The following is a 26,243-nucleotide window of genomic DNA, read 5'->3' on the forward strand; positions in this document are numbered from 1 at the left end:
CTGACTCACAGGGCTTGCAGGACAGAAGGCTTGGCAATGGGCGGCGTTCGCACGCTATCCAGGGGTAAATGCCCCTGCCAGCCAAACTGCTCGAACAGGTGCTTCATGGTGTCGTCCACGGCACAGCCAAGCTGAATGCGCTTATCCAGCAGCGGATGATCGAAGGCCAGGTAAGTCGCCGCCAGCAGCAGGCGTGGCGCTGCCAGCTGTTCGGCAAAAAAGCGGTTGTGGACACTCTTGCCGTGCTTGGCGTCGCCGATGATCGGGTAGCCGCGACGGGACAAGTGGCGGCGTATCTGGTGGCGTCGCCCGGTCAGGGGGCGTGCCTCCACCAGCGAGTAACGCGCCACCGGGTAGCGGTCTACCTGCACGGGTAGCTCGACGCTGTCCAGGCGGCGAATGTCGGTCATCGCGGGCATGGCGGGCATTTCCGCCTTGGGTCGGGTGCCGTCCTCCTCCCTGAGCGGGTAGTCCAGCCGCTCCTGCTCAGGTGCCTTGCCACGCACCACGGCCAGGTAACGCTTCTCCACCTGGCGTTCGCTGAACGCTTCGGCCAGCAGCGCCGCCGCTTCCGACGAGAGCCCCAGCACCATGACCCCGGAGGTGGGGCGGTCCAGCCGATGCACGGGATATACCCGCTTGCCCAGCTGGTCGCGCAGGCGCTGGAGCAGAAATTCGGTTTCTCCCCGCGCCAGGGCGGAGCGGTGCACCAGCAGCCCGGAAGGCTTATGCACGGCAACGAGGTGCTCATCCTGATAGAGGATGTTGAGTGGCGGCATGGAACTCCCTACTAACGGCATGAAACGACGACCCGGATGGCGATATGCCCGACGGGCTATTGTCGCGGCTACAGAGGTGAATGTCATCCGTTGCACAGACGAGAATGACTTTCATATCCACTCTGATATGTTATAAAATAACTCTTCCAATCTATCAGGAGTTTCTTATGAAGCGCGCCTTTGCTGCGGGAGGGAGCCACCTTTCATGACGGCAGCGCCGTGACCGCCGAGGCAGCGCTCCACAGCCTGGAAGTCGCCCGCGCCAAACCGGGCATACTCGACAGCGCACCGATTCAGCAGATGCGGGCCGACCAGGGTGCCGTGGTCATCGAGCTGAAAAGCCCCTTCTCGCCCCTGCCAGCCCTGTTGGCACACTCCACCACGCTGATTCTTGCCGATGCGGCGTTTGCCGATAATGGCGACGTCGTGGCGATGATCGGTAGCGGCCCTTATCAGGTGGAAGCGCTCTCGCCCCCGCAGCGCATGACCGTCACGCGGTTCGAGGATTACTGGGGAGAGCCCGCCAACATTGCCAGCGCCAGCTACCTGGCCGTTAGCCGAGGCGAAACCCGCGCCCTGATGGCCGAAAGCGGTGACGCCGATATCGTGTACACCCTGGACCCCGCCAGCCAGGCACGCCTGGCGCGTAACGCACGGCTAGCGCTGCACGCCGAGCCGCTGCCACGCACCATCATGCTGAAACTGAATGCAGGCCATGCGCTGCTGGAAGATGCGCGCGCTCGTCAGGCGCTGAGCATGGCCATCGACCGGCAGGGCATTGCGGCGGGCCTGCTGCGCACCCCGGAAGCCGCGGCCGCCGAACTCTTCCCGGATAGCCTTGGCCCCTGGCACCTGGGGCTTGACCCTGCGGATGCCCAGGATATCGAGGCCGCCAAGGCGCTGCTGGCCGAACTGGGCTGGGAAGCAGGGCGTGATGGCATGCTGGAGCGCGATGGCCAGCCGTTTGCCTTGACCCTGCGCACCTATGCGGATCGCCCCGAGCTTCCGGTCGTGGCCACTGCCCTGCAGGATCAGTGGCGCGATATTGGTGTCGCGCTGGAAGTCGCCGTGGGTAACGCCAGCGAGATCCCTTCCGGCCACCACGACAACAGCCTGGAAGTCGGCCTGGTAGGCCGCAACTACGGTCTGGTGCCCAACCCGCTGGGCTCGCTGATGGACGATATCGGCAGTGACGCCAACTCGATGGGCGGCGACTGGGGCACCATGAACTGGCGTGACGAAGAGGTGGCTCAGTGGCTGGACGCGCTGCGTCAAGCCACCGACGAGCAGACCCTCGATGACCTGGCACCGCTGGTCGCAGAGCGCCTTCACCAGCAGATGCCGCTGATTCCCGTGGCCTGGTATCAGCAAACTGCAGCGGTCAACAGCGCCTTGGAAGGGTTCTCCATCGATCCGCTGGAGCGCAGTTACCGCATCGACCAAATGGGGTGGGCAGAGTGATATCACGCTGGAACCATGGATTGGGCCGACTACTGTGGTCGCGGCTGTTGCAGGCAGGGCTGGTGGCCTGGCTGGTGGGCACGCTGACGTTCATCATTACCCGCACCCTGCCAGGCGATATGGCCTACCGCATTGCCGCCGGTCGCTATGGGCATGACATGGTGGATGGCGCCGCCGCCGAGGCCGTGCGGGCCGAGCTGGCGCTGGACCAGTCGGGCCTGGGCGCCTACCTGGGCTGGCTCTGGGATCTCGTCCAGTTCGATCTGGGCCGCTCGCTGGTGAGCGGGCGGCCCGTGCTGGAAGAGCTTTCCCACCAGTTGGGCCACTCCTTGAGCCTGGCCGTAGTGGCGGTGTTGCTCTCGCTGCTGATTGGCCCCCCGCTGGGGCTGGCGGCCGGGCGCCGCCCCGGCGGCCTGCTGGACCGCACCAGTGAAGTCGCCGCCAGCGTGTTGCGCGCACTGCCCGCCTTTGCCGTCGGGCTGCTGCTGATCATGCTGTTTGCCGTCACCCTGGGCTGGCTGCCGGTGGCAGGCCACGGTGGGCCGCGGCATACCGTGCTACCGGCCCTGACGCTGGCGCTGGGCCTGGCGGCGGTCTCCAGCCGCGTGGCTCGCAACGCCATGGCCGAGGTTTCCCAGTCGGCCTACTACGCCTTTTCTCACACCAAGGGCCTTGGGCCACGGCGCAGCTTCCTGCGCCACGGTCTGCGCAACGCATCGGTGCCCGTGGTGGCCTATCTGGGCGTCCAGTTCGTCTACCTGATCGAAGGTGTCGTGGTGGTCGAAACCCTGTTCGCCTGGCCCGGTATCGGCCACGCCCTGGTGCACGCCATCGTGGCCCGAGACGTGCCGATGATTCAAGGCACGGCGCTGGTCATGGGCCTGCTGTTCGTGCTGCTGAATACGGCGGTGGATATCGCCTGCCACCTACTCGACCCACGGAGACGCCAAGCATGATGGGCACTACCTCGTCACGGCTATCTACCTCCCGCCCCCTGCATGGCCATACGACGCTGCTATCGGCGCGCCAATGGTGGGGCGCGGGCCTGCTGGCCCTGCTGCTCGCGTTTGCCTGGCTGGTGCCCTGGCTGGTCGACGCCGACCCCGCCCGCCAGCAGCTCAGCCGCATCCTGCAGGCACCCTCGCTGGCCGAGCCTTTCGGTACCGACCACCTTGGCCGCAGCATGCTGGCGCGTATGGCGGCCGCCATCCGGCTCTCCTTAGGCATGGCACTGCTCAGCGTAGCCACCGCCGCCATTCCCGGCGTGCTGCTGGGCGTCGTGGCGGGCTGGCGGGGCGGCTGGACCGACCGCCTGCTGGGTAGCGTGTCCGATGCCTGCCTGGCGCTGCCGGGCCTGTTGCTGGTGCTGCTGCTGGCCGCCATCGCCCCCGGCAACTTCTGGACCCTCTACGTGGGGATCTCGCTGGTGCTGTGGATCGAGTATTTCCGGGTAGTACGAGCGCGCACCCAAGCGCTGGTCACCTCACCACAGATCGAAGCCAGCCGACTGCTGGGCTTTGGCCCGGTGATGCTGTTTCGTCGCCACTTATGGCCTGAGCTGGCGCCCCAGGTGTTCACGCTGGCCGCCTTCGGTGCCGCCAGCGCGATTCTCGCCATGGCCGCGCTGGGCTTTGTCAGCGTCGACCTGCGGCCGCCCACGGCGGAACTGGGCTTGATGATGATCGAGCTGTTGCCCTACTACCACGAAGCCCCCTGGGCCATGGCACAGCCGATTCTCGTGCTGTTCGTGGTGGTCTTGAGCTTGAACCTGCTGGCAGGGAAGGACCCACGATGACCTCCATGACGCTCACCACTCAACTGCTGGATGTCAGTGATCTGGAGATCACTGGCGACGGCGTCACCATCGCCCCGATCAGCTTTCGTCTGGCCGCTGGCCAGCGTCTGACCCTGCTGGGGGAAGCCGGTTCGGGCAAGAGCCTGATTGCCCAGGCCATCATGGGCACGCTACCGCCGGGTCTGGCGGCGCAAGGTTCGCTGGAAATTGCCGGTGTGACTTATCCTGCCAACGCCCCGCAAAGCCGGCAGGCGCTGTGGGGCCGCACTCTGGCGCTGCTGCCCCAGGAGCCCTGGAACGCGCTGGACCCCACCATGCGCGCCCTGCCACAAGTGGCAGAAACCCATCGTTTCGTCGCTGGCAAGACAGCAGCAGACGCCCAAGCCGCCGCCAAGGCCGAGTTGAGCCGCCTGGGTCTTGCCCATGCGCTGCATAAACTGCCGGGGGAGCTTTCCGGCGGCATGGCCCAGCGGGTGGCCTTCGCGGCCGCCAGCGCTGCGGGGGCTGCCATGGTGATTGCCGATGAGCCCACCAAAGGGCTGGATGCCCCGCGCCGGGATGACGTGGTCGAATTACTGGCCAGCACCCCCGAGCGTGGCGGCGCCCTGCTGACCATCACACACGATATCGAAGTCGCCCGGCGACTGGGGGGCGAAGTGATCATTCTGCGCAAGGGACAGGTGGTTGAACGCGGTCCTGCCGAAGTGCTGCTGAACCACCCGAATACCGAGTATGCCCAACGCCTGCTGGCCGCCGAACCCAGCCGCTGGCCCGATCCCCCCGCGTTTCGTGGCCACGACGAGGCCCCCGTGGTCAGCGCCCAGGGGCTTGCCATGACGCGCGGCGGTCGAGCGCTCTTCTCCCAGCTGGAGGTCAGCCTGCGCCCCGGCGAAATCGTCGGCGTGGTGGGCTCCTCCGGCTGCGGCAAGAGCACGCTGGGCGATATTCTGCTGGGCGTCACGCGGCCCAACCAGGGGCGCGTCGACTACCATCAAAGTATTCCCGTACTGGGCCGCCAGAAGCTCTACCAGGACCCTCCGGCCGCCTTTTCGCCCCACTGGACACTGGCGCAGCTGCTGGCCGACCTGCAGCGGCGTCACCGCTTCGACCCGGCACGGGTAGCACCGCTGCTGCAGCGCCTGGGGCTCGACGACCACCTGCTGGCCCGTCGGCCGGGGGAGATTTCCGGCGGTGAACTGCAGCGCTTCGCGATGCTGCGCGTGCTGCTGCTCGAGCCACGCTTCCTGTTCGCCGACGAACCCACGTCCAGGCTCGACCCCGTCACTCAGCAGCACACCCTCAGCCTGCTCATCGAGCTGGCCCGGGAGCAGGGCTGCGCGGTGATGCTGGTCAGCCATGACCCGGCCTTGATCGAGAAAGTGTGTGACCGGCAGATGGCCCTGACGTTGGCGGGTTAGCCCTTCGCCAACTACCTTGATAAGGTACCCCTTGGCACGCCACGCTGTGCCAGGGCTTCCATGGACAAGGAAAGGAGCCATCACATGCGCTATTCATTACCGCTGACCGGTATCGCTGCGGCCCTGCTGTTGGCAGGCGCGGCACAGGCCAATGAAGCATTGGACGTCGAGATACACAAGGTGAGCGCTGAAGGTACCGAAGAGTCGATTGGTACCATCGCCATCGAGCATACCGATCACGGCGTGCTCTTCACGCCCTCCTTGAGTGACCTGGAGCCAGGCGTGTACGGCTTTCACATGCATGAAAATGCCAGCTGCGACCCGGCTGAAAACGAAGATGGTGAGATGACCGCAGCGCAAGCGGCTGGTGGCCACTACGACCCCGAAGAGACCGACACCCACCAGGGCCCCTATGGCGATGGCCACTTGGGTGATTTGCCGGTGCTGACCGTCAATGAGGACGGGGAAGCCAACCTGCCGGTGCTGGCACCGCGCCTGAGCATGGAAGACGTGCTGGGCCGCAGCCTGATCATTCATGAAGGCGGCGACACCTACGATGACGAACCTCACTTGGGCGGCGGCGGTGCTCGCATGGCGTGTGGCGTGATCAGCTCGTCACTCCACTAAAATCGTCAGCCACTAAAGTCGTAAACCACTAAAGTTGTAAGGCATGACCTGACAGGTCTCTGTACATTCCTTCCGGCTAAATAAGCGTGGCCCGTCAATGGCCACGCACTCCCCCTGACCTGTTGAGTGCTTTAGATGATTACCTTCATTCTCTCGATACTACTGCTGATCGTGGGTTACTTTACCTACGGCAAGTTCGTCGAGCGCGTGTTTGTCGCTGATCGTAAGCGCCAGACCCCCGCTTTCAGCATGCGCGATAACATCGACTACGTGCCGATGAATACGACGCGCAACTCCTTGATTCAGTTGCTTAACATTGCGGGTGTAGGCCCCATTTTCGGCCCGATCCTGGGGGCGCTGTACGGCCCGGTGGCGTTCGTCTGGATCGTCATTGGCTGTATTTTCGCCGGTGCCGTCCACGACTACCTGACCGGCATGATCTCGATTCGTAACCACGGCGCGCACTTGCCCCAACTGGCAGGCAAGTTCTTGGGTAAAGCCATGAAGCACGTGGTCAACGGCTTTGCCATTTTGCTGCTGTTGCTGGTGGGTACGGTGTTCGTGACGTCGCCAGCCGCCCTGCTGGCCAACATGACCTCTTTCTCGGTCACGCTGATCATCCTGGTCATCTTTGCCTATTACCTGGTGGCCACGCTGCTGCCCATCGACAAGGTGATTGGCCGTATCTACCCCTACTTTGGAGCGCTGCTGCTGTTCAGTGCCGCCGGTATCGGCATCGGCCTGGTGGTCACTGGGGCGCCCATTCCCGAACTCTCTTTCCAGAACATGCACCCGGACAATGCGCCCATTTTCCCGCTGCTGTTTCTGACCATTTCCTGTGGTGCGCTTTCCGGCTTTCATGCCACCCAGACACCGATCATCTCGCGAACCACTGAAAACGAAACCAATGGCCGCAAGATCTTCTACGGCATGATGATTGCCGAAGGCGTGATTGCCATGATCTGGGCCGCCGCCGCCATGAGCCTGTTCTACGGCGACCAGACCCTATCCGACGTGCTGGCGTCCGGTGGCCCGGCCGCCGTGGTCAGCGAAGTCTCTACCACCATGCTGGGCGCCGTCGGTGGCACGCTGGCGGTACTGGGTGTCATTGTGCTGCCCATCACGTCCGGTGACACCGCCTTCCGCAGTGCGCGCATGATCATTGCCGACTATCTGAAAGTGGGCCAGAAACCGCTCGCCAAGCGCATCATGATCGCGCTGCCGCTGTTCGTGGCCTCTTATGCGCTCACCCACATGGACTTCACGCTGCTGTGGCGCTACTTCTCCTGGGCCAACCAGACCACCGCCGTCATCGCCCTGTGGACTGCGACGATGTACCTGGTACTCTCACGCAAGCCCTACCTGATCACCTCCATCCCGGCGGTCTTCATGACCATGGCAACGTTCACCTACCTCGCCTACGCCCCCATTGGCTTCAACCTGCCGCTGCAGGTCAGCTACGTGGTTGCCGCGTGCGGTACGCTGGTGTGCATCGCGCTGTTCATGAAGCGGGTACGTCGCCTGAGCCGGACGACCTTCAGCGTCGATGAACCCGTTCTCGAGGCCCCTGCAAACCCAACTGGCCAACTGGCGCCTCAGGGCCAGTGACCCGCCATCCATTCCGAAGCGATCGAGTAGGAGGGGGAGTCGCCTCCCCCGTCCTCTCACACCACCGGGCAAACGGATCCGTACCACGGCGGTTCCTGTCCCCCATTATCGGGCTGAGCTTCGTTCCGCTGAATTCGCTCGCCTGTGTGCTCTGAGCGCTTCGACAGTCTTTGGGCTTCCGGCCCGCCATACAGTTATCGAGAGCCCTCCGGGGAGGCTTCTGCTCGTACACATCAGAGAGTGGTCAACTATCCACTCGTGACAGGTTCAGCCCTTCAGCTCTTGGTTAGAGAGCCTAATATGGCCTCTGCTGACTCCTGTTCGCCCATCCCGACACCTCACGGTGTCGGTAGCCAGTGGCAGGCGAACAGGCCTCCCAGGGTAAGACGCGCGACCTTCCTCCCATCTACCCGCCGCATCTACTTCCACATCTTCTGGATAGCTATTGGGCTTCGAGTTTCATGGCCCTCTCGCCCAGATGTGGCTGCCTCATATGCGGTTCCTGTTCGTCGGGCCAGGAGTTTGCCTACAGCTTCCTTCAGATTCCGCCTCACGACGAACACCCTTGCTGTTCAGCTAACGGTTCCCGCTATCAGGGTCCGTAGGGGACTTTCACCCCCAAGTCATCCGGCCAACCACCACGGCGGACCGGATAGCGCCTAATTGGCGCTGCGCGCCATGCCTGGCGCACCATAAAAAACGGGCAGCCCCTTGGGGCTGCCCGTTTTGGTTAGCGGGGCAATGCAGTGCATGCCCGGCTTGACGCGTTACTCTTCGTCGGTCGCCAACGCCATGTGCTTTTGCAGGTAGTTCTGAATACCGACCTGCTCGATCAGCTTCAGCTGCGTTTCGATGTGGTCGATATGACCCTCTTCATCGGCCAGCAGGTCGCGCAGCAGGTCACGGGTCACGTAATCCTTGACGCTTTCGCAGTAGGTGATGGCTTCGATGTAGTCGTTGCGGCCGTCGTGCTCGATCTTGAGATCGGCTTCCAGCATTTCCTTGACGTTCTCGCCGATGTGCAGCTTGCCGAGGTCTTGCAGGTTGGGGATGCCTTCCAGGAACAGGATGCGCTCGATCAGCTTGTCAGCGTGCTGCATCTCTTCGATGGACTCGTCGTACTCCCACTTGGCCAGGGTTTTCAACCCCCAATCCTTGTACATCTTGGCGTGCAGGAAGTACTGGTTGATGGCGACCAGTTCGTTGCCGAGTGCGATGTTGAGATGCTGAATGACCTTCGGATCACCTTTCATGCCGTCACCTTCTTTTAGAGTATAGTGCTGTTGATTACAGCTGCGTCAAACAAGGAGTATAGGCCTTGACGCCCTCCCCGCCCTAAAGGACGGGGATTCCAACTTCTTGAGGGCAACGTCCTGCCCCGAGGCTGAGGATATTCCGGGCCGCATTCACGTCCCGGTCGTGGAGTACACCACACTCCACGCACTCCCAGACCCTTACTCGCAACCCGTTGACGCCCTGCGGCCCGCTAAGCGAGCCGCACGACGAACAGGCGCGGGTGGTGTTGGTTTCGCGAACGACCCTGAAGACGATGCCTGCGTGAGCGCATTTATATTCCAGCATCGTTTTCAGTTGTGACCAGCCAGCGTCGTAGACGCTTTTGGCCATCCTGGTCTTCGCGAGCCTGGTTGAGGAAACATCGCCCACGACGATTTCGCCGTACTGGTTGACGAGTTTCCGGGAAAACTTGTGCTGCGCGTCCTGGCGACGGTTCTTGATCTTGGCGTGAATAGCTTTTACCCGCCGCTTGTTGCGGGCACGTTGCTGTCGCCAACTGGTCTTCCATGCGGCGGTAGAAGCGGCTGTTTTCCAGCCTTCCTCCATCGCTACAGGTGGCCACATCCTTGAGCCCAAGGTCGATGCCAACGGCGCCCTGCCCAAGCGTCGGCTGCACGTCCACCTCGACCGCAACATTGAAATACCACCGGCCCCGGCTATCTTCGTTGAAACTGCCGGCACGGAACTTGTATGTCGACAGGCCGTAGCTATCCCACACCTTGAAGTAGGTGCCGTTGTGAAATACCTGCCCGTTCTTCCACTTGGCCGCGCCGGTATTGACCGGAATCCAGCCAAGTGAGCGGCGTACACCGCCGGACTTGCGCCAATTCAAGCGGGGCTTTTTGAACTGCTTGCGGCGGGCAACGTATTCAGCAGCGATGCATTGCAGCGTTTGGCTGTGCAGACCGAGGTCCTTGCCAGCACCCTTGGTATAGGGGTGCATGTCGTAGGCAGACAGAAACAGACCTTTCTCCCGAATGGCTCGGGAAGACAGTTCGTTGAGGTAGTTCCAAACAAAATTCACGCTGCGGGCCATGCGGTTAAGCTCGGCGGCGTGTTTGTCCTTCACTCGAACCTTGAGGGTCTTGGTCTGCTTCATGGCTTCGAATATACTTGGTCCATGGAAACCAAACAAGCTATCAGAACAGGAAGACACTGCGTTTTTAAACTCCATGCCCATTTGGTATTTGTCACCAGGTATCGGGGCAAGGTGTTCACCGGCGCGCATCTCAACTCCCTCGAATTGCTTTTCGACCGAGTGTGTCGGGACTTCGAGGCGGAGCTACAGGAGTTCAACGGTGAAACCGATCACGTCCATTTGCTTGTCAACTTTCCACCCAAAGTGGCGGTATCCAGGCTGGTGAATAGTTTGAAGGGGGTATCCAGCCGGCGGATGAAGTTACTACACCCTGAACTGGTGCAGCCCGCCTACCGGAAGAACTCGCTGTGGAGTCCAAGCTACTTTGCGGGAAGTGTCGGAGGCGCCCCCCCTGAGCATGGTCAAGCAGTATATTGAGCAACAATCGAGGCCGGGCTAGGGGCGCTCTCGCGCCCCTCGCTATCCATCCTCGCACTAGAAGTACGAGGTTTTTCGCGATGTTCGATAAAAAGGCTTACTCCCAACGTTGTCGGGAGTATAGACGGGAAAACAAAAATTTCAAATAAATCAATTATTTGCTAACGATAAGCCTAACAAGAGTGATTCGCGTCATACGGCGTAAGCGAGACTCATGTCGGCTTCGGCCCGCGCCACCTGAACCGCTTCACGGGTCAGCGACTTGGCATAGCAGGCGCATTTGCCGCACTGCGTGCCACAGCCGGTAGCTTCACGCACTTCTCGCCAGCTGCGCGCTCCGTCGCTCACTTGCTGACGAATCTGATGGTCGGTTACTCCTTTGCACACGCATACGTACATAGCGCCACCTCATACAAGACATGAGATGAATGTAAATGATTCGCATACATCTTTTCAAGTAGAAAACACTACTCTTTAGTAGCGATTCTTCTTGAGGCTCTGCTAATGGATAGCTAACCGATTGACGAAAAGCTATTTTTCATCCTTTTCGTCGCTCGAATTTTTTCATTATTTTTATCACTTCTTGGGCAGCACCACGGTTTCCGTGCGCGATACGATGTCGGGCCAGCTTCTGCTCTGCCGGTCGAACAGCACCCACCAGTAGCCCAGCCCCAGGGCGGCCAGCGACACCCAGGCCACCGCACAGCGAATCAGGCTCTGCTGCAAGGAGATGGCGTGCCCGTCCAGCGTTTGCACGCGAAGCCGCCAGGCCTGCATCCCCAGCGTCATGCCGCCACGTCGCCAGGCATAGACGAAAAACAGCGTCACGAAGAACACCAGTATCAGCCGTAAGCTCCAGATGTCCAGCGCCGTCGTGCCGATTTCATCCGCCGTCTGGCCCAGCACGAAACGAAAGAACGCCAGATGGGCAACGGTGGCCGCAATCCAGATGGCCAGCACCAGAAAACCGTCGTAAATCATGGCGCCCAGACGGCGTCCCAGCCCCGCAGGCCACACGCTGTCTAACTGGGTGAAGCGTCTTGTATGGGTCACTCTTTCCATCCTCTTTTCAATGCGTATACCCCGCTCAACCGTTGCGGCGCAGGAAGTAGATGCCCACCGCCGCACAGGCCAGGGTGGGCACTAGAACAGCCCAGACCGGCGAAAACCCGAACAGCGTGGAGGCCGGGGCCAGCAGGTCCTGTACGTACTTGAACAGCAGGCCGGTGACCACGCCATAGAAGACCCGCGTCCCTGCCGCCACGGTACGCAGCGGGCCAAACACGAAGGACGCCGCAATCAGTACCAGCGAGCCCATGGTGAGCGGCAGCAGCACCTTCTGCCAGAAGTAGAGCAGCGGCTGGTCGGCCTGAAGCCCCTGGCTCTTGAGGAATTGGGCATAGGCCCAGAGTTCGCTGGGTGCCTGGCTCTGGATATCGCGCAGCAAGCGTTCCAGCTGCGTCGGCGTCAGGTTCGTGTCCCAGGCAGTCGTTGGCTGGTAATCCGATTCGGTCCGCGCATCGTATATCCGGGTCGTGGTGACCTCTTCCAGCACCCAGGCACCCTCTTCCCAGTGCGCGCGCTGCGCATGGGTCGCCTCCACCAGCCGCCGCTCGTCGAAGCGGTAACGGGTCAAATCCAGCACCACGTTGTCGGCACGGATGGCGCCAAAACGGTAGACGCTGTCACCTTCGAACTGCCAGCCGCTGCGACTGGTCAGCATCGCGCCTTCGCCCTGGCGCTGCTCCAGCCGCCAGGCTTCGGCGTACTGTTCGGTGCGCGGGGTCACGAACTCGGCCACCAGCAGCACGACGACGACGACCAGCAGCACCGGCTTCATGACGCCCCATACGATACGCACCAGCGAGCGGCCCGCCGCCCGCATTACGGTCAGCTCGTTACTGGAGGCCATACTCCCCAGGCCAATCAGCGCGCCAATCAGCACCGCTACCGGCGCATACTGATAGAACCGCCAGGGCAGGCGCATGATCAGGTATAACAGCACATCCAGAGCAGTGTAGTCGCCCTGGGTGTCGCTCAAGTCACCGATGTAGGCAATCGTGATATCCAGCCCCAGCAAGACACACTGCACGACGATAATGGCCGCCAGCACGTTGCGGGCAATATAGCGATCCAGTCGGTCAGCCCCCATCAACCCATTCAGCATTAGCGCATTCCTTTCCGTTGCGAGTGCCATAGCAGCAAACAGCCCAAGGCCAGGAACAGGCCATGCACCGGCCACACGCCGATAGCCGCAGGCAGCGAGCCGCCGCCAATGGCATCCACCGCTGCCAGCAACAGGCTAAGATACGCGACATACAGAAACACTGCAGGCAGCAGCTTGGCAAATCGCCCCTGGCGCGGGTTCACCCGAGAAAGCGGCTGTGCCAGCAGGGCCAGCACGAAGACCATCAGCGGCAGGCCTACCCGCCACTGAAACTGCGCCTGGGCGCGGGGGCTTGCGTCGTTCCACAGCTCAAGGGTACTGGCATACTCAAGAGAATCCAGCTCCTGACGGTCTCGGCTCAAACCCAGCCGCAGGGTATAGCGCTCGAAGGTCAGACGTTCGGCATTCAGAAGGCCTGGGGTGACGCCGTAGCGTTCACCGTTTTCCAGCACCAGGAAGCGACTGCCGGTCTCGACGCTGGTTTCCTGGTAGCCCGACCCGGCCCGGGTCACGTAGCTGTGCGGCTGTTCGGCCCCCTGCCGCGCCTGTTCGTGCACCAGCACTTCCTGCATCTGTCGGCCATCGCTGCTGAAATCGGTGATGTACGCGGTACGCCCGCCGCCAAAATCCTGAAAACGTCCGGGGGCCAGTACCGAGACGTCCAGGCGGCTGCGCTGCTCTTCCAGCGTGGTTGCGGTTTGCAAGGCCCCGGTAGGCGTCAGCCACAGGCTACACAGCCCCACCAGCACGGCCACCACGGAGGCGGGCAGCAGCGTCACCCGCAGCAGCCGGGTCGGGCTCATGCCACAGGCCACCATGACGGTGATTTCACTGTTCATGTAGAGCTGGCCATACGCCAGCAGAATGCCGAGGAAAAACGACAGCGGCAGAATCAGCTCCATAAACCCGGGCAAATGGAACACCATCAGGCTGCCCAGAATCGTCACGGGAAAATCGCCCTCGGCCGCATCCGAGAAATAGCGGATGAACCGGCTACCCATGATCACCAGCAGCAGAATGCCTGCCACCGCAGACATGGTCAGTAATACTTCACGAGTTAAGTACCGAAATAATATCAACGTACTCTCCGGCTAGCGGTACAGGTTGCCATGCAATGCGCCCGTGGCTTGGGTACACTATTCATCGAATTGGATACACTGATCACACTGGTCGTAAATGACGGGGCATTATCCCGAATCACTCGTTGCTTGTCTTGTTGGAGACGTCATGGAATTTTCCGTTCAGACCGCAAACCCAGCCAAAGCCGAAACGGCTTGTCTCGTTCTGCCTGTCTACAAGGATAGCGACTTACTCCCCGCTGTCGCCAAACTCGACGATGCCAGCGAGCGGCTGATCGGCCAACTGCTGAGCCGCGGTGACTTCGACGCCGCCCTGGGCAATGTGCAGATGATTCCCTTTGCACCAGGGCTGGGCGCCGAGCGCCTGCTGCTGGTTGGGCTGGGAGAGCGCGGCAAATGCCAGGAAGCCGCTTTCCTCAAGGCACTGGACGCGGCCATGACAGCGCTGGTCAAGCTCCCCATCGATGAAGCCAGCGCCACCTTCACCGACGTGCCGCTGGAAGGCCGCGATGCCAGCTGGAAAGCGCGCAAGACCCTCGAAGCTGCCGAGCGTGCCCTCTACCGCTTCGATCACTTCAAGTTCGCGCCCGCCAAACCACCTACCCTGGCCAAGCTTCACCTGATCGTGACGGACGCCGCCGAAGGCCTGCTGGCCAAACAAGGCGCCGCGTTGGGCTGCGCGATTGGGCAAGGCATCAACGTCACTCGCACCCTGGGCAACCTGCCCGGCAACGTCTGCACGCCCCGCTACCTGGCCGAACAGGCCGAAGCGCTGGGTCGCGAGTCACAAGGTGCGCTGGCCGTCGACATCCTGGACGAGGAAGCGCTGGAAGCGCTGGGCGCTCACTCGCTACTTTCCGTGGGTCGCGGCAGCCGCGAACCCTCGCGCCTGATCGTGATGAAGTATCAAGGCGCCGAGGATGCCGACGAAGCGCCCCACGTGCTGATCGGTAAAGGCATTACCTTCGATACCGGCGGCATCTCGCTCAAGCCCGGCGAAGGCATGGACGAGATGAAGTTCGACATGGGCGGCGCCGCCAGCGTGTTCGGCACCGTCAAGGCCGTGCTGGCCATCAGGCCCAAACTCAATGTGGTGTTCATCGTCGCTGCGGCCGAGAACATGCCCGACGGCGCTGCCACCAAGCCGGGCGATATCATCAAGACCCTGAAGGGCTTGAGCGTCGAAGTGCTCAACACCGATGCCGAGGGCCGTCTGGTGCTGTGCGATGCACTCACCTACGCCGAGCGCTTCACGCCGGCCAGCGTCGTGGATATCGCCACGCTGACCGGTGCCTGCATCGTTGCCTTGGGCCATCACGCCACCGGCCTGCTGGCCAATGACGACGACCTGGCCCTCGACCTGCTGGACGCCGGGGAAACCGCCTGGGACCGCGCCTGGCACCTGCCGCTGTGGGACGAGTACCAGGAGCAGCTGGACTCCAACTTTGCCGACCTGGCCAACATTGGTGGCCGCCCAGCAGGCACCATCACGGCGGCCTGCTTCCTGTCGCGCTTCGCCGACCACTTCCCCTGGGCGCACCTGGACATCGCGGGCACAGCCTGGCACTCCGGCAAGCAGAAAGGCGCCACGGGTCGCCCAGTGGGTCTGCTGACCCAATACCTGCTGGACCGTGAAGCCGACGCCCAAGTGGAAAACAGCGGCGACTGACGCCAAAACAGGCCAACAATGGTTGCCTTTCCGTAGCGCAACCGTTAAACCTGACAGCATAAGCGTGTGCCGGGGCTACCTCGGCACACGCGATACCCCATACAACGCTTTTACGCCCTTCGGGGCCTGGCTCTAGCGGAGAGAACACGCCGTGCCCACAGCTTCAGATGCTCAGTTCGACTCACGTTTTGAAACGCTGCCCTCCAACCAGCCGGTAGCCGATGCGATTCGTGACAATATTCTGCAAAACCCAGGATTCGGTAAGTACTTCACCGACCACATGGCCCACGTACGCTGGACCATCGATGCCGACTGGCACGGCCATCAAGTGCGCCCCTACGGTCCGCTGACCCTGGACCCTGCCGCCTCGGTGCTGCACTACGGCCAGGAAATCTTCGAAGGCATCAAGGCGTACCGTCACGCGGATGGCTCGGTGTGGACCTTCCGTCCCGAGAAGAACGCCGAGCGTTTCCGCCGCAGTGCTCGCCGCCTGGCCCTGCCGGAACTCTCCGATGAAGACTTCCTCGGCTCGCTGAAAGCGCTGCTGGCCCAGGATCACGTCTGGGTGCCCACCCCCGCCAACGACGCCGACGAGTGCAGCCTCTACCTGCGTCCGTTCATGATCGCTTCGGAAGCGTTTCTGGGCGTGCGTCCGGCCCACGAAGTCGATTACTACGTGATTGCGTCGCCCGCGGCGGCCTACTTCAAAGGCGGCATCGAGCCGGTCTCCATCTGGCTCTCTTCCCACTACAAGCGCGCGGCCCCCGGCGGCACCGGCTTTGCCAAGTGTGGCGGCAACTACGCGGCCTCCCTGGCAGCTCAAAAAGAAGCGGCTGCCAATGGCTGTAGCCAGGTGGCGTTTCTGGATGCGGCCGAGAACAAGTGGATCGAAGAGCTGGGCGGCATGAACCTGTTCTTCGTTTACAAGGATGGCCGCATCGTCACACCGCGCCTGACCGACACCATTCTCGAAGGCGTGACCCGCAACTCGATCCTGACCCTGGCCAAGGATGCGGGCCTGACGCCCGAAGAGCGCGCCATCAGCATCGACGAATGGCGCGAAGGCGCGGCCTCCGGCGAGATCACCGAAGTCTTTGCCTGTGGCACCGCCGCCGTGATCACGCCAGTGGGGGAACTGGTGACCGAAAACGAGCGCATCCGCCTGCAGGGTGACGGCAACAACGAAGTAGCCAAGCGCATCCGCAAGACGCTGCTCGACCTTCAGTATGGCCGCAGCGAAGACAAGTACGGCTGGCTGACCCGCCTGGTCTAATCACACCGGGCTTTGCCCCCCCGGCCGCTGCTTGGCCGGGGGGAGCACCGCCAGACTGCTGGAGCCATCCGATGGCGCGTATCGATTTCTATATTCTTCCCGACACCACCCTCGACGCCCGCCTGCAGTTCGCCTGTAAACTGGCAGAGACCATCCATCGCAAAGGCTACCGCCTGCACCTGCACTGCGAAGACAAGGCGCTGGCCGAGCAGGCCGACGACGCCCTGTGGCACTTTCGCGACGACGCCTACCTGCCCCATGCGCTGGAAGACAGCGAGCTGGCGGCCAGCGTGCCCATCACGCTGGGCTGGCAGCGGTTGCCGGTGCCCACGGAAGCGACCGCGCTACTTAATCTGCACCCTGAGATCCCCGAGGGTTTCGAGCACTACGCCCGAGTCGCGGAAATCATCAACCAGCACCAGCAGGTGTTGCTGGCCAAGCGCGCCTGCTGGCAGCGCTACAAGGCGCTGGGGCACGAGGTGGTGCCGCACAAGTTAGGCTGAGGAGGCGCTCCGAGCAACTCACCCCCTGCCGTCCTCCCATCATCATTCAATAACAACAACTCCAAGGATAGGACACCCCATGCCGTCAACTGTCCTGGCCCGCTGGCCGCTTGCCGTCATTGTCATTGCTCAGCTCTTTGGCACCTCGCTGTGGTTCAGCATCAACGGCGTTGGCCTGGCGCTGCAGGAAGCGGCGGGACTCAGCGAGCGCGACCTGGGGCTGCTGACCATGGCCGTTCAAGCGGGCTTCATTACCGGCACGCTGGCCATCGCCACCACGGGCCTGGCGGACCGCGTACGGGCCAGCCAGCTGTTTGCCGTCTCGGCCGTGCTGGGCGCCGTGCTCAATGCCGCCTTCATTGGCGTGGTGGAGAGCCTCTCGCTGGCAGCCATGGTACGTTTCATGGTGGGGCTTTGCCTGGCAGGCATCTACCCGCTGGGCATGAAGCTGGTGGTCAGCTGGACACCCCGCCATGCAGGCTCGGCACTGGGGTGGCTGGTCGGCATGCTGACCCTCGGCATTGCCTCGCCGCACCTGCTGCGGGGCGTCACGCTGCATTTGCCCTGGCAGTGGCCGCTGCTGCTCTCCTCGGTGCTGGCGCTGCTGGCCGCGCTGCTGATTCTGCGGCTGGGCACAGGGCCCCACCTGCCTGCCAAGGCCTCGGCAGGCCGCCCTTGGGCAGGGCTTGCCGCCTTCAAACAGAAAGCTTTCCGCGCCGCCTCGCTGGGCTATTTTGGCCACTGCTGGGAACTCTACGCCCTGTGGGCGCTGGTCCCCTTGCTGGTGGCCAGAGAGCTGGAACGGCTCAGCGCCGCCGCCAGCCTTCAGCCGTGGCTCAGCTTTGCCGTGATCGCGCTGGGCCTGCCCGGGTGTGTGCTGGCAGGCCGCTGGAGCCGTCGCATAGGCAGCGCAAAGGTGGCCTTCGTAGCGCTGGCGGTATCCGGCACCCTATGCCTTCTATACCCGCTGCTGGCGGGCCTTTCGCCAGGGTTCCTGCTGGCCCTGCTGGCGCTCTGGGGCATCAGCGTGATTGCCGATTCGGCGCAGTTTTCGGCCCTGGCATCGGCCAGCGCGCCCCCCGAGCGGCTGGGTGCCGCCCTGGCCATGATGAATGCCATCGGCTTTGCGCTGACCATCCCATCCATCGCGCTGGTAACGTCGCTATGGGAAAGCCAGGGGCCCTGGGTGACCTGGTGGCTACTGCCCGGCCCCGTGGTTGGCCTGTTGACCATGCGGGGTTTAAGGACGCATTCTTGATCCGTCAATACACCCCTGACGCCCCCAGGCGAGTCGCGCTATACTTGTCGCCATTTTGCATCCTTGACCTATGAATTCGATACCTCGCTAGGCGGGGCGTCTCTGCTGTGAGTGACTCCATGGATAAGACCTACCAACCCGAACAGATCGAAACCCGCTGGTACGAGCGCTGGGAAGCCGACAATCGCTTCGCGCCATCGGGTCATGGCCAACCCTTCTCGATCATGATTCCGCCGCCCAACGTTACCGGCAGCCTGCACATGGGCCATGCGTTCCAGGACACCATCATGGATACCCTGACGCGCTGGAAACGAATGCAGGGCAACAACACCCTGTGGCAGGTAGGCACCGACCACGCGGGTATCGCCACGCAGATGCTGGTGGAGCGCAAGATTGCCGTAGAAGAAGGCAAGACCCGCCATGACCTTGGCCGGGATGCCTTCATCGACAAGGTGTGGGAGTGGAAGGAGGAGTCTGGCGGCCACATTACCCGCCAGCTGCGCCGCATGGGCGCCAGCGTTGACTGGAGCCGTGAGCGCTTCACCATGGACGATGGCTTCTACAAGGCGGTTCAGGAAGTCTTCGTGCGCCTGCATGAAGAGGGCCTGATCTATCGCGGCAAGCGGCTGGTGAACTGGGACCCCACCCTGCACACCGCCATTTCCGACCTGGAAGTCGAAAACAAGGAGCAGCAGGGCAGCTTCTGGCACTTCCGCTACCCGCTGGCCGATGGCGTCAAAACCGACGACGGCAAGGATTACGTGGTGGTCGCCACTACCCGCCCGGAAACCCTGCTGGGCGACACCGGCGTGGCCGTGAACCCGGAAGACCCGCGCTATGCATCGCTGGTCGGCAAGTTCATCGAACTGCCGCTGGTGGGCCGCCGCATTCCCATCGTGGCCGACGAGCACGCCGACATGGAGAAGGGCTCTGGCTGCGTGAAGATCACCCCGGCCCACGACTTCAACGACTACGAAGTCGGCAAGCGCCAGAACCACCTACTGATCAACGTCTTCACCAAGGATGCCGCCATTCTGGAGCAGGCGGAAATCTTCGACCTGAAAGGTCAACCGCAGCCCGATGAAGATGCCAGCCTGCCGGCCAAGTACGCGGGCCTGGACCGTTTCGAGGCACGCAAGCAGATCGTTGCGGACATGGACGCGCTCGGCCTGCTGGAGCAAGTGGAAAGCGTCAATAACACGCTGCCCTACGGCGACCGCTCCGGCGATGTCATCGAGCCGCTGCTCACCGACCAGTGGTTCGTGGCGGTGGAAAGCCTGGCCAAGCCCGCCATCGCGGCGGTAGAGAATGGCGACATCCAATTCGTGCCCAAAAACTACGAAAACATGTATTTCGCCTGGATGCGCGACCTGCAGGACTGGTGTATCTCCCGCCAGCTGTGGTGGGGCCACCGCATTCCTGCCTGGTACGACGCCGACGGCAATGTGTACGTGGCTCGAACTGAAGAGGAAGCCCGCGAGAAGCATGGCCTCGGCGCTGACGTCGTACTGACCCAGGACGAAGACGTGCTGGACACCTGGTTCAGCTCGGGCCTGTGGACTTTCGCCACCCTGGGCTGGCCGGAAAAAACCCCGGAGCTGGACACCTTCCACCCCTCCAGCGTGCTGGTCACCGGTTTCGACATCATCTTCTTCTGGGTCGCCCGGATGATCATGATGACGCTGAAATTCACCGGCGAAGTCCCCTTCAAGACCGTCTACGTCCACGGCCTGGTGCGCGACGGCCAGGGCCAGAAGATGTCCAAGTCCAAGGGCAACGTGCTCGACCCCATCGACCTGATCGACGGCATCACCCTGGAGGCGCTGCTGGAAAAACGCACCGGCAACATGATGCAGCCCCAGAAAGCCAAGGCGATTGCCAAAGCCACCAAAGAGGAATTTAAAGACGGCATCGAGCCCCACGGCACCGATGCGCTGCGCTTTACCTTCCTTTCACAGGCCACTACCGGGCGCGATATCAAGTTCGACATGAACCGCCTGGATGGCTACCGCAACTTCTGCAACAAGCTGTGGAACGCCTCGCGCTACGTGCTGATGAACGCCGAAGGCGAAGACTGCGGCAACCAGGGTGAGGAAGTGGAGCTCTCGCTGGCTGACCGCTGGATCATTTCCCAGCTGCAGAAAACCGAAGCGCAGGTCACCAAGGCGATGGACGAGTACCGCTTCGACCACGCCTCCCAGGCGCTTTACGAGTTCGTCTGGAACGAGTATTGCGATTGGTATCTCGAGCTTTCCAAGCCGGTGCTGTGGGAAGATGACGTACAGGGAAGTACCAATGCCGCGGGAGACAGGACGTCGGAAGCGGCAGCGCTAGTGAAGCGTAAGCGTGGCACGCGCCGCACCCTGGTGCGGGTGCTCGAAACCATCCTGCGCCTGGCCCACCCGATGATGCCTTACATCTCGGAAGAGATCTGGCAGCGGGTCGCCCCTCTGGCGGGCACCTATGTGGGCGAGGGCGCGTCCATCATGCACCAGGCCTGGCCAGAAGCCGACGAGAGCAAGATTGACGAGCAGGCCACTCGGGATATCGAGTGGCTGAAGGGCGTGATCATCGCGGTGCGCAACATCCGCGCCGAAATGAACATTGCCCCCGGCAAGCCGCTGGACGTGCTGCTGACCAAGGGCCAGCCGGAAGACGCCGAACGCCTGGACCAGAACCGTCGTTTCCTGGCCAAGCTGGCCAAACTGGAAAGCGTCACGTGGCTGGCCAACCCGGATGAAGCGCCGCTCTCGGCTACCCAGCTCGTCGGTGATATGGAAGTGCTGGTGCCCATGGCCGACCTGATCGACAAGGACGCCGAGCTTGCCCGCCTTGCCAAGGAGATCGACAAGCAGGACAAGCTGATTGGCGGCATCGAGAAGAAGCTGGGCAACGATGGCTTCATTGCCAAGGCCCCCGTGGCGGTGGTGGAAAAGGAGCGGGCAAAGCTCGCCGAATTCCAGGCCACCCGGCAGCTGCTGGAAGAGCAGCAGGCCAAGATTGCGGCCATGTAAGGCGACAGCGACGCAGCGGCACCCTCCGGGGTGCCGTTTTTGTTACAGTATCTGGCAACCACTTGGCACCCTGGTGAGCCCCTCTCCCATCAGCGCCACCACGGCTTTCATTGCGCGGAACAATCACGATGTCCACTCTTTCAGCGGCACGCCTGCAGGCGCTGGCAGCCACCTTGCAGCGCGAGGGGATCGACTATCGGTCGCTCTCCCCCATGGCTGACACCGGCCTGGCCCACGACCATGTCTGGATTCACCGCCAGCGGGAAGACTGGGTCGCCAGGCTGCCCAAGCAGAGCCAGATGAACCTGCCACCGCAGGCCAACCTGGACTACCAGGCCGCCTGCTATGCGCGTGCTAGCCAGGGCGGACATACGCCGTGCTTACACCATGTGCTCCCCGCCACCCCAGAGCTACCGCGGGGGGCGCTGCTGGTCGATGCGATTCACGGGCGTTTGGCAGAACTGCCCGGAGATTTATCGTCCATCGCCGATGCCCTTGCCAGCCTGCACTGCCAACCCCTGCCATGCACGACCGCTCGGGCACCGCTACTGGCCCCTGCCGACCCCTGGCAGGCCATGGTAGCGGAAGTGCATCAACAGGCGAGCTGGTTGGCGAAAGCACAGCTACCCGCCGGGATTGGCCAGCGCATTCAGCAGGAGCTGGATTTACTGCCCCGCACGCTGCCCAATGCCTCACCGACCCTGATCAGTTTTGATACCCATCCCGGCAACTTCCTGGTCACGGATACCGGGCGCGCGATCCTGGTCGATCTGGAAAAATGCCGCTATGGCCTGCCGGGCATCGACCTGGCGCACACGTCGCTCTACACCTCGACGACCTGGGACCTGAATAGCCAAGCGGTGCTCAGCCTGGACGAGGTGGTCGCTTTCTACCGCCGCTGGCAGACGCAGATGTCAACGCAGGGGCAAACCCTGCCGAATGTCGAGACGCTGATGGCCTGTCGACGCGCCACCTGGCTCTGGTCGCTCACCTGGTGTGCCAAGTGGCGCGCTCAGCATCTGCAACGCCAGGATGAACAGCGCCAGGGCGAAGACTGGTCGGCAGAGCTGACCAACGACGCCGTCATCACCCATGTCCGCGACAGGGTAGAGCACTATTTGTCGCCCGCGATCATTGACCACGTGCATGGTGAGCTTCAATGTTTACAAACCGCGCTATAACCGACTGACGTTACGAGGCATTCGATGAAATCACGCTCTGCTTTAGCCACCGCCGTGGCGCTTGCTTTAGCGACCCTGACAACGCCGGTGGTCGCACAGCCCGACCAACAGGAGTGGGAAAGCGTCCTGGCCGATGCCGAAGGCCAGACCGTGTACTGGAACGCCTGGGGTGGCGATGACCGCACCAATCGCTACATCGACTGGGTCGCCGGGCAGATGCGCACCACTTACGGCGTGCGCGTCGAGCACGTCAAGCTCGATGACACCAGCAGCGCCGTGGCTCGGGTGCTGGGAGAAAAGCAGGCGGGGAATCACGACGATGGCAGTATCGACCTGATCTGGATCAACGGTGAGAACTTTGCCGCCATGCGCGCCCAGGACCTGCTGTTCGGCCCTTTTGCCGACTCGCTGCCCCATTTCGCCCTCACCCACCCCGACGACAACCCCGAGGTAGTGACGGACTTCACGCTGCCCACCGAAGGCTATGAATCCCCCTGGGGCAAGGCGCAAATCACCTTCTTCTACGACAGCGCCCACATCGACACGCCTCCCCAGAGCATCGAAGCTTTGCTGGATTGGGCGCAGCAGAATCCCGGTCAGTTCAGCTACCCGCGCATCCCCGATTTCACCGGCAGTACCTTCCTGAAGCAGGCGCTGATCGAACTGACGGAACAAGACGAGGCGCTCTATCAGCCTGTCGAAGACGCGGATTTCGAGGCCATCACGGCTCCGCTGTGGGCCTACCTGGATGCGCTGCACCCCCACCTGTGGCGCAGCGGCCGCAGCTTCCCTGCATCCGGCCCCAATCTGCGCACGCTGATGAGCGATGGCGAGATCAGCCTGGCCTTCTCCTTCTACCCCACCGATGCCGCCGTGGCCGTGATGGAGTACGAGTTGCCGGACAGCGTGCGCAGTTATGTGCTGAAAGGGGGCACCCTGGGCAACGTCCACTTTGTAGCGATTCCCTATAACTCGCCCCACAAGGCGGGCGCCATGGCGTTGGCCAACTTCCTGCTCTCGCCGGAGGCGCAAGCGCAGAAGCAGTCGCTGAGCATGTGGGGCGACCGCAGCGTGCTGGCCATCGACCAGCTCAGCGATGCGCAACAGGCGCTGTTCGAGGAGGGCGACCACCATCCTTCGGCCCTGCCTGCCGACGCTCTCTCCAATACCCTCGCCGAGCCCCACCCCAGTTGGATGACCGCCCTGCAAGCCGCCTGGCTCGAGCGCTACGGCGTCAACTAAGCATGGCCTTTCGTTCATGATGCTGCGGCTGGCGCCCATTACCCTCGTGGCGCTGCTGGTCCTGCCGGTGACGGCAGGGCTGGCCATGGTGGTGCTGCCCGCCTTTGGCTATCTGCCGGTCATTGGTCGCGAGCAGCTGAGCCTCGCCCCCTGGCAGCAGCTAATGGCCCAGCCGGGGCTGGGCCGCTCGGTGCTGGTCAGCCTGTTCAGCGGCCTGGCCAGCACTGCCCTGGCGCTGCTGGTGGTGGTGCTGTTTCTGGCCGCCAGCCAGGGCACCTGGCTGGACCGCAGCCTGCGACGGTGTGTGTCGCCACTGCTGTCGATTCCCCATGCGGCGGTGGCCTTTGGTTTTGCCTTCCTGATCGCCCCGTCCGGCCTGACGGCGCGGCTCTTTTCGCCCTGGCTGACCGGCTGGGAGAGCCCGCCTGACGCGCTAGTGGTCAATGACCCCTGGGGGGTGGCCTTGACCCTTGGCCTGGTGCTCAAGGAAGCGCCCTTCCTACTACTGATGAGCCTGGCAGCGCTGCCCCAGCTGCAGCCCGAAAAGCGGCTTCGGCTTGCCCGGTCGCTGGGCTATACCCCGGTAATCGGCTGGCTGAAGGTGGTGCTGCCCTCGCTCTACCCGCTGATTCGGCTGCCGGTCTACGCGGTGATCGCCTACGCTACCTCGGTAGTGGATATGGCGCTGATTCTGGGCCCGCGCCTGCCGCCGACCCTCAGCGTGTCGATTCTGGGCTGGCTCAACGACCCGGACATCACCCGCCGCCTGATGGCCTCTGCCGCGGCCGTGCTGCAACTGGGGGTCACGGTGCTGGCCCTGCTGCTTTGGTGGCTCATGGAGCAGGGTGTGCGCTGGTCAAGCCGGGGCTGGCTCGTCAACGGCAGCCGCCAGCGCGGCGCCACGGCAGTGAAGATTGCGGGCCGAGGCGGCCTGACCCTGGTAACCGTCGCCGCCCTGGCGGCCCTGGCGGGGCTGGCGCTGTTTTCGGTGGCCGGTTTCTGGCGCTTTCCTGAGCTGTTTCCGCAAGTGTTGACCCTGGACCACTGGCAGCGCAGCGCCCCTCAGCTCGCAGGTCCCCTGCGGACGACCCTGGCCATTGCGGTGGTCTCCACGGGGGTGGCGGCGCTATTGGTGGTGGCGGCGCTGGAGCATGAGCAGCGCCAGCAGATTCGTCCTTCCCGTGCCCTGTGGCTGCTGTACTTGCCGTTACTGGTGCCGCAGATTGCGTTTCTGTTTGGCTTGATCGTAGCGGCGGAAAGCCTCGGGATTCGCCCGCAGCTGGCATTGGTGATGGCGGGCCATTTGCTGTTCGTGCTGCCCTATCTTTACCTGTCGTTGGCGGAAGCCTATCGCCAGCTCGACCCGCGCTGGATTCACATGGCACAGTCGCTGGGCGTCACGCCCAACCTCGCGTTTTGGCGGGTGCGGTTGCCGCTGCTGCTCGCCCCGCTGCTGACGTCGCTGGCCGTCGGGTTGGCCGTGAGCATCAGCCAGTACCTGCCCACGCAGCTGCTGGGGGCGGGCAGGGTTTCCACCGTGACCACTGAGGCGGTCGCCCTCGCATCCGGCGGCAATCGCCGTTTGATTGGCGTCTGGGCGCTGGTGCAGGCCGTTCTGCCGCTGGCGGGTTTCATGCTGGCGCTGGCGATCCCCCGCTGGCTGGGAGCGCCCCGCAGCGTCTCATCCAACGAAGGAGCCCGGTAATGAACACAGCTCGACATGCCCTGACCCTGGAGCAGGTGCGCATTTTCCTGGCTGAGCGCGAACTGCTCCACATCGAAGCCACCATCGCCCCCGGCGACGTGCTGACCGTCATGGGGCCTTCCGGCTCGGGCAAATCGACCCTGCTGGCCTTGCTGGCCGGTTTTCTCGCCGCCCCCTTTCGTGCCGAAGGCCGTCTATGGCTGGGCGAGCGCGAGCTCTCCCCCCTGCCAGCAGAGCGGCGTGGCATCGGCCTGCTGTTTCAGGACCCGCTGCTGTTCCCCCACCTTAGCGTGGCGGGCAACCTGCGCTTTGGCCTGCCCAAGCGCAGCCCGCAACCCCAGGCACAGGTGGCCCATGCGCTGGCTCAGGTCGGGCTGGCCGGTTACGAAGCGCGTGACCCGACCACCCTTTCCGGCGGGCAGCAAGCCCGGGTCGCGCTGATGCGCTTGCTGCTCTCCCAGCCCCGGGCCGTATTGCTGGACGAGCCGTTTTCCAAACTGGACACGGCGCTGCGCCAGGAAATGCGTGCGCTGGTGTTCGGGCAGCTCCGCGACGCCGGGCTACCAACCCTGCTGGTCACCCACGACGAGGCCGACGCCTCGGCAGCGGGAGGCGACGTGCTTGTCCTCGACTGACCACGGCCCCGGGCTTC

The 26,243-nt window shown here is 63.0% G+C and carries 22 protein-coding genes and 1 pseudogene; 16 read left to right on the forward strand and 7 right to left on the reverse strand.

Features of this window, described 5'->3' with window-relative positions:
• Positions 1-5: 5 nt before the first annotated feature.
• Positions 6-779, reverse strand: coding sequence for a pseudouridine synthase (locus KVY02_RS15055; protein WP_016914986.1), 774 nt, complete (start codon positions 777-779; stop codon positions 6-8).
• A gap of 180 nt (positions 780-959) precedes the next feature.
• Here KVY02_RS15055 and KVY02_RS15060 point away from each other — a divergent pair, with 180 nt between their 5' ends.
• From KVY02_RS15060 to KVY02_RS15085, 6 genes are all read left to right on the forward strand, one after another.
• A complete protein-coding gene (locus KVY02_RS15060; RefSeq protein ID WP_218313848.1) occupies positions 960-2,240 on the forward strand; it encodes an ABC transporter substrate-binding protein in 1,281 nt (426 codons plus the stop codon).
• Positions 2,241-2,260: 20 nt separating this feature from the next.
• Complete coding sequence (locus KVY02_RS15065; RefSeq protein ID WP_218313849.1) at positions 2,261-3,196, forward strand: ABC transporter permease; 936 nt, start codon at positions 2,261-2,263, stop codon at positions 3,194-3,196.
• Positions 3,193-4,035, forward strand: coding sequence for an ABC transporter permease (locus tag KVY02_RS15070; protein ID WP_218313850.1), 843 nt, complete (start codon positions 3,193-3,195; stop codon positions 4,033-4,035). Before KVY02_RS15065 ends, KVY02_RS15070 begins: the two co-directional genes overlap by 4 nt.
• Positions 4,032-5,453: an ABC transporter ATP-binding protein gene (locus tag KVY02_RS15075; protein ID WP_218313851.1), complete on the forward strand. Its 1,422-nt coding sequence runs from the start codon at positions 4,032-4,034 to the stop codon at positions 5,451-5,453. The genes KVY02_RS15070 and KVY02_RS15075 overlap by 4 nt, the downstream gene beginning before the upstream one ends.
• An 84-nt stretch (positions 5,454-5,537) precedes the next feature.
• The gene (gene sodC / locus KVY02_RS15080; RefSeq protein ID WP_100731899.1) at positions 5,538-6,080 is read left to right on the forward strand and encodes a superoxide dismutase family protein; all 543 of its coding nucleotides are present in this window, start codon (positions 5,538-5,540) and stop codon (positions 6,078-6,080) included.
• 135 nt (positions 6,081-6,215) lie between these two features.
• Positions 6,216-7,688, forward strand: a complete 1,473-nt coding sequence (locus tag KVY02_RS15085) for a carbon starvation CstA family protein (RefSeq protein ID WP_081136665.1) — start codon at positions 6,216-6,218, stop codon at positions 7,686-7,688.
• A 767-nt stretch (positions 7,689-8,455) separates the two neighbouring features.
• Here KVY02_RS15085 and bfr read toward each other — a convergent pair.
• Both bfr and KVY02_RS18585 read right to left on the reverse strand, forming a co-directional pair.
• Positions 8,456-8,941, reverse strand: a complete 486-nt coding sequence (gene bfr / locus KVY02_RS15090) for a bacterioferritin (RefSeq protein ID WP_016914994.1) — start codon at positions 8,939-8,941, stop codon at positions 8,456-8,458.
• An 82-nt stretch (positions 8,942-9,023) separates the two neighbouring features.
• Complete coding sequence (locus KVY02_RS18585) at positions 9,024-9,620, reverse strand: RNA-guided endonuclease InsQ/TnpB family protein (protein WP_371317385.1); 597 nt, start codon at positions 9,618-9,620, stop codon at positions 9,024-9,026.
• 484 nt (positions 9,621-10,104) lie between these two features.
• Between KVY02_RS18585 and tnpA the strand changes: the two are divergent.
• Positions 10,105-10,522: pseudogene (gene tnpA, locus KVY02_RS15100) on the forward strand (IS200/IS605 family transposase).
• A gap of 170 nt (positions 10,523-10,692) precedes the next feature.
• Here tnpA and KVY02_RS15105 read toward each other — a convergent pair.
• The 4 genes from KVY02_RS15105 to lptF form a co-directional block, all read right to left on the reverse strand.
• A complete protein-coding gene (locus KVY02_RS15105; protein WP_016914996.1) occupies positions 10,693-10,899 on the reverse strand; it encodes a (2Fe-2S)-binding protein in 207 nt (68 codons plus the stop codon).
• 177 nt (positions 10,900-11,076) lie between these two features.
• Positions 11,077-11,562, reverse strand: a complete 486-nt coding sequence (locus KVY02_RS15110) for an RDD family protein (protein WP_218313853.1) — start codon at positions 11,560-11,562, stop codon at positions 11,077-11,079.
• A 25-nt stretch (positions 11,563-11,587) separates the two neighbouring features.
• The gene (lptG, locus tag KVY02_RS15115) at positions 11,588-12,667 is read right to left on the reverse strand and encodes an LPS export ABC transporter permease LptG (RefSeq protein ID WP_016914998.1); all 1,080 of its coding nucleotides are present in this window, start codon (positions 12,665-12,667) and stop codon (positions 11,588-11,590) included.
• Positions 12,667-13,746 (reverse strand): LPS export ABC transporter permease LptF, encoded by a 1,080-nt coding sequence (gene lptF, locus KVY02_RS15120; RefSeq protein WP_026001840.1) that lies wholly within the window; start codon positions 13,744-13,746, stop codon positions 12,667-12,669. Before lptF ends, lptG begins: the two co-directional genes overlap by 1 nt.
• Before the next feature lie 148 nt (positions 13,747-13,894).
• Between lptF and KVY02_RS15125 the strand changes: the two genes are divergently transcribed.
• The 9 genes from KVY02_RS15125 (at position 13,895) to KVY02_RS15165 (ending at position 26,226) form a co-directional block, all read left to right on the forward strand.
• Positions 13,895-15,415, forward strand: a complete 1,521-nt coding sequence (locus tag KVY02_RS15125) for a leucyl aminopeptidase (protein ID WP_081195166.1) — start codon at positions 13,895-13,897, stop codon at positions 15,413-15,415.
• Between the two features lie 151 nt (positions 15,416-15,566).
• Complete coding sequence (locus KVY02_RS15130; protein WP_081195163.1) at positions 15,567-16,688, forward strand: branched-chain amino acid aminotransferase; 1,122 nt, start codon at positions 15,567-15,569, stop codon at positions 16,686-16,688.
• 71 nt (positions 16,689-16,759) lie between these two features.
• Positions 16,760-17,191, forward strand: a complete 432-nt coding sequence (locus KVY02_RS15135; protein ID WP_081136683.1) for a DNA polymerase III subunit chi — start codon at positions 16,760-16,762, stop codon at positions 17,189-17,191.
• Positions 17,192-17,270: 79 nt separating this feature from the next.
• On the forward strand, positions 17,271-18,449 hold the full coding sequence (locus KVY02_RS15140) for an MFS transporter (RefSeq protein WP_081136685.1): 1,179 nt from the start codon (positions 17,271-17,273) through the stop codon (positions 18,447-18,449).
• Between the two features lie 119 nt (positions 18,450-18,568).
• Positions 18,569-21,463 (forward strand): valine--tRNA ligase, encoded by a 2,895-nt coding sequence (locus tag KVY02_RS15145; RefSeq protein WP_100731454.1) that lies wholly within the window; start codon positions 18,569-18,571, stop codon positions 21,461-21,463.
• Positions 21,464-21,591: 128 nt separating this feature from the next.
• The gene (locus tag KVY02_RS15150) at positions 21,592-22,644 is read left to right on the forward strand and encodes a phosphotransferase (protein ID WP_081136689.1); all 1,053 of its coding nucleotides are present in this window, start codon (positions 21,592-21,594) and stop codon (positions 22,642-22,644) included.
• 24 nt (positions 22,645-22,668) lie between these two features.
• A complete protein-coding gene (locus KVY02_RS15155; protein ID WP_081136691.1) occupies positions 22,669-23,886 on the forward strand; it encodes an ABC transporter substrate-binding protein in 1,218 nt (405 codons plus the stop codon).
• Between the two features lie 16 nt (positions 23,887-23,902).
• Positions 23,903-25,591 (forward strand): ABC transporter permease, encoded by a 1,689-nt coding sequence (locus KVY02_RS15160; RefSeq protein WP_198517485.1) that lies wholly within the window; start codon positions 23,903-23,905, stop codon positions 25,589-25,591.
• Complete coding sequence (locus KVY02_RS15165) at positions 25,591-26,226, forward strand: ATP-binding cassette domain-containing protein (protein ID WP_016915012.1); 636 nt, start codon at positions 25,591-25,593, stop codon at positions 26,224-26,226. Before KVY02_RS15160 ends, KVY02_RS15165 begins: the two co-directional genes overlap by 1 nt.
• The last annotated feature ends 17 nt before the right edge of the window (positions 26,227-26,243 follow it).

The sequence above is a fragment of the Halomonas sp. 18071143 genome, assembly GCF_019211725.1.
Taxonomy (GTDB): Bacteria; Pseudomonadota; Gammaproteobacteria; order Pseudomonadales; family Halomonadaceae; genus Vreelandella; species Vreelandella stevensii.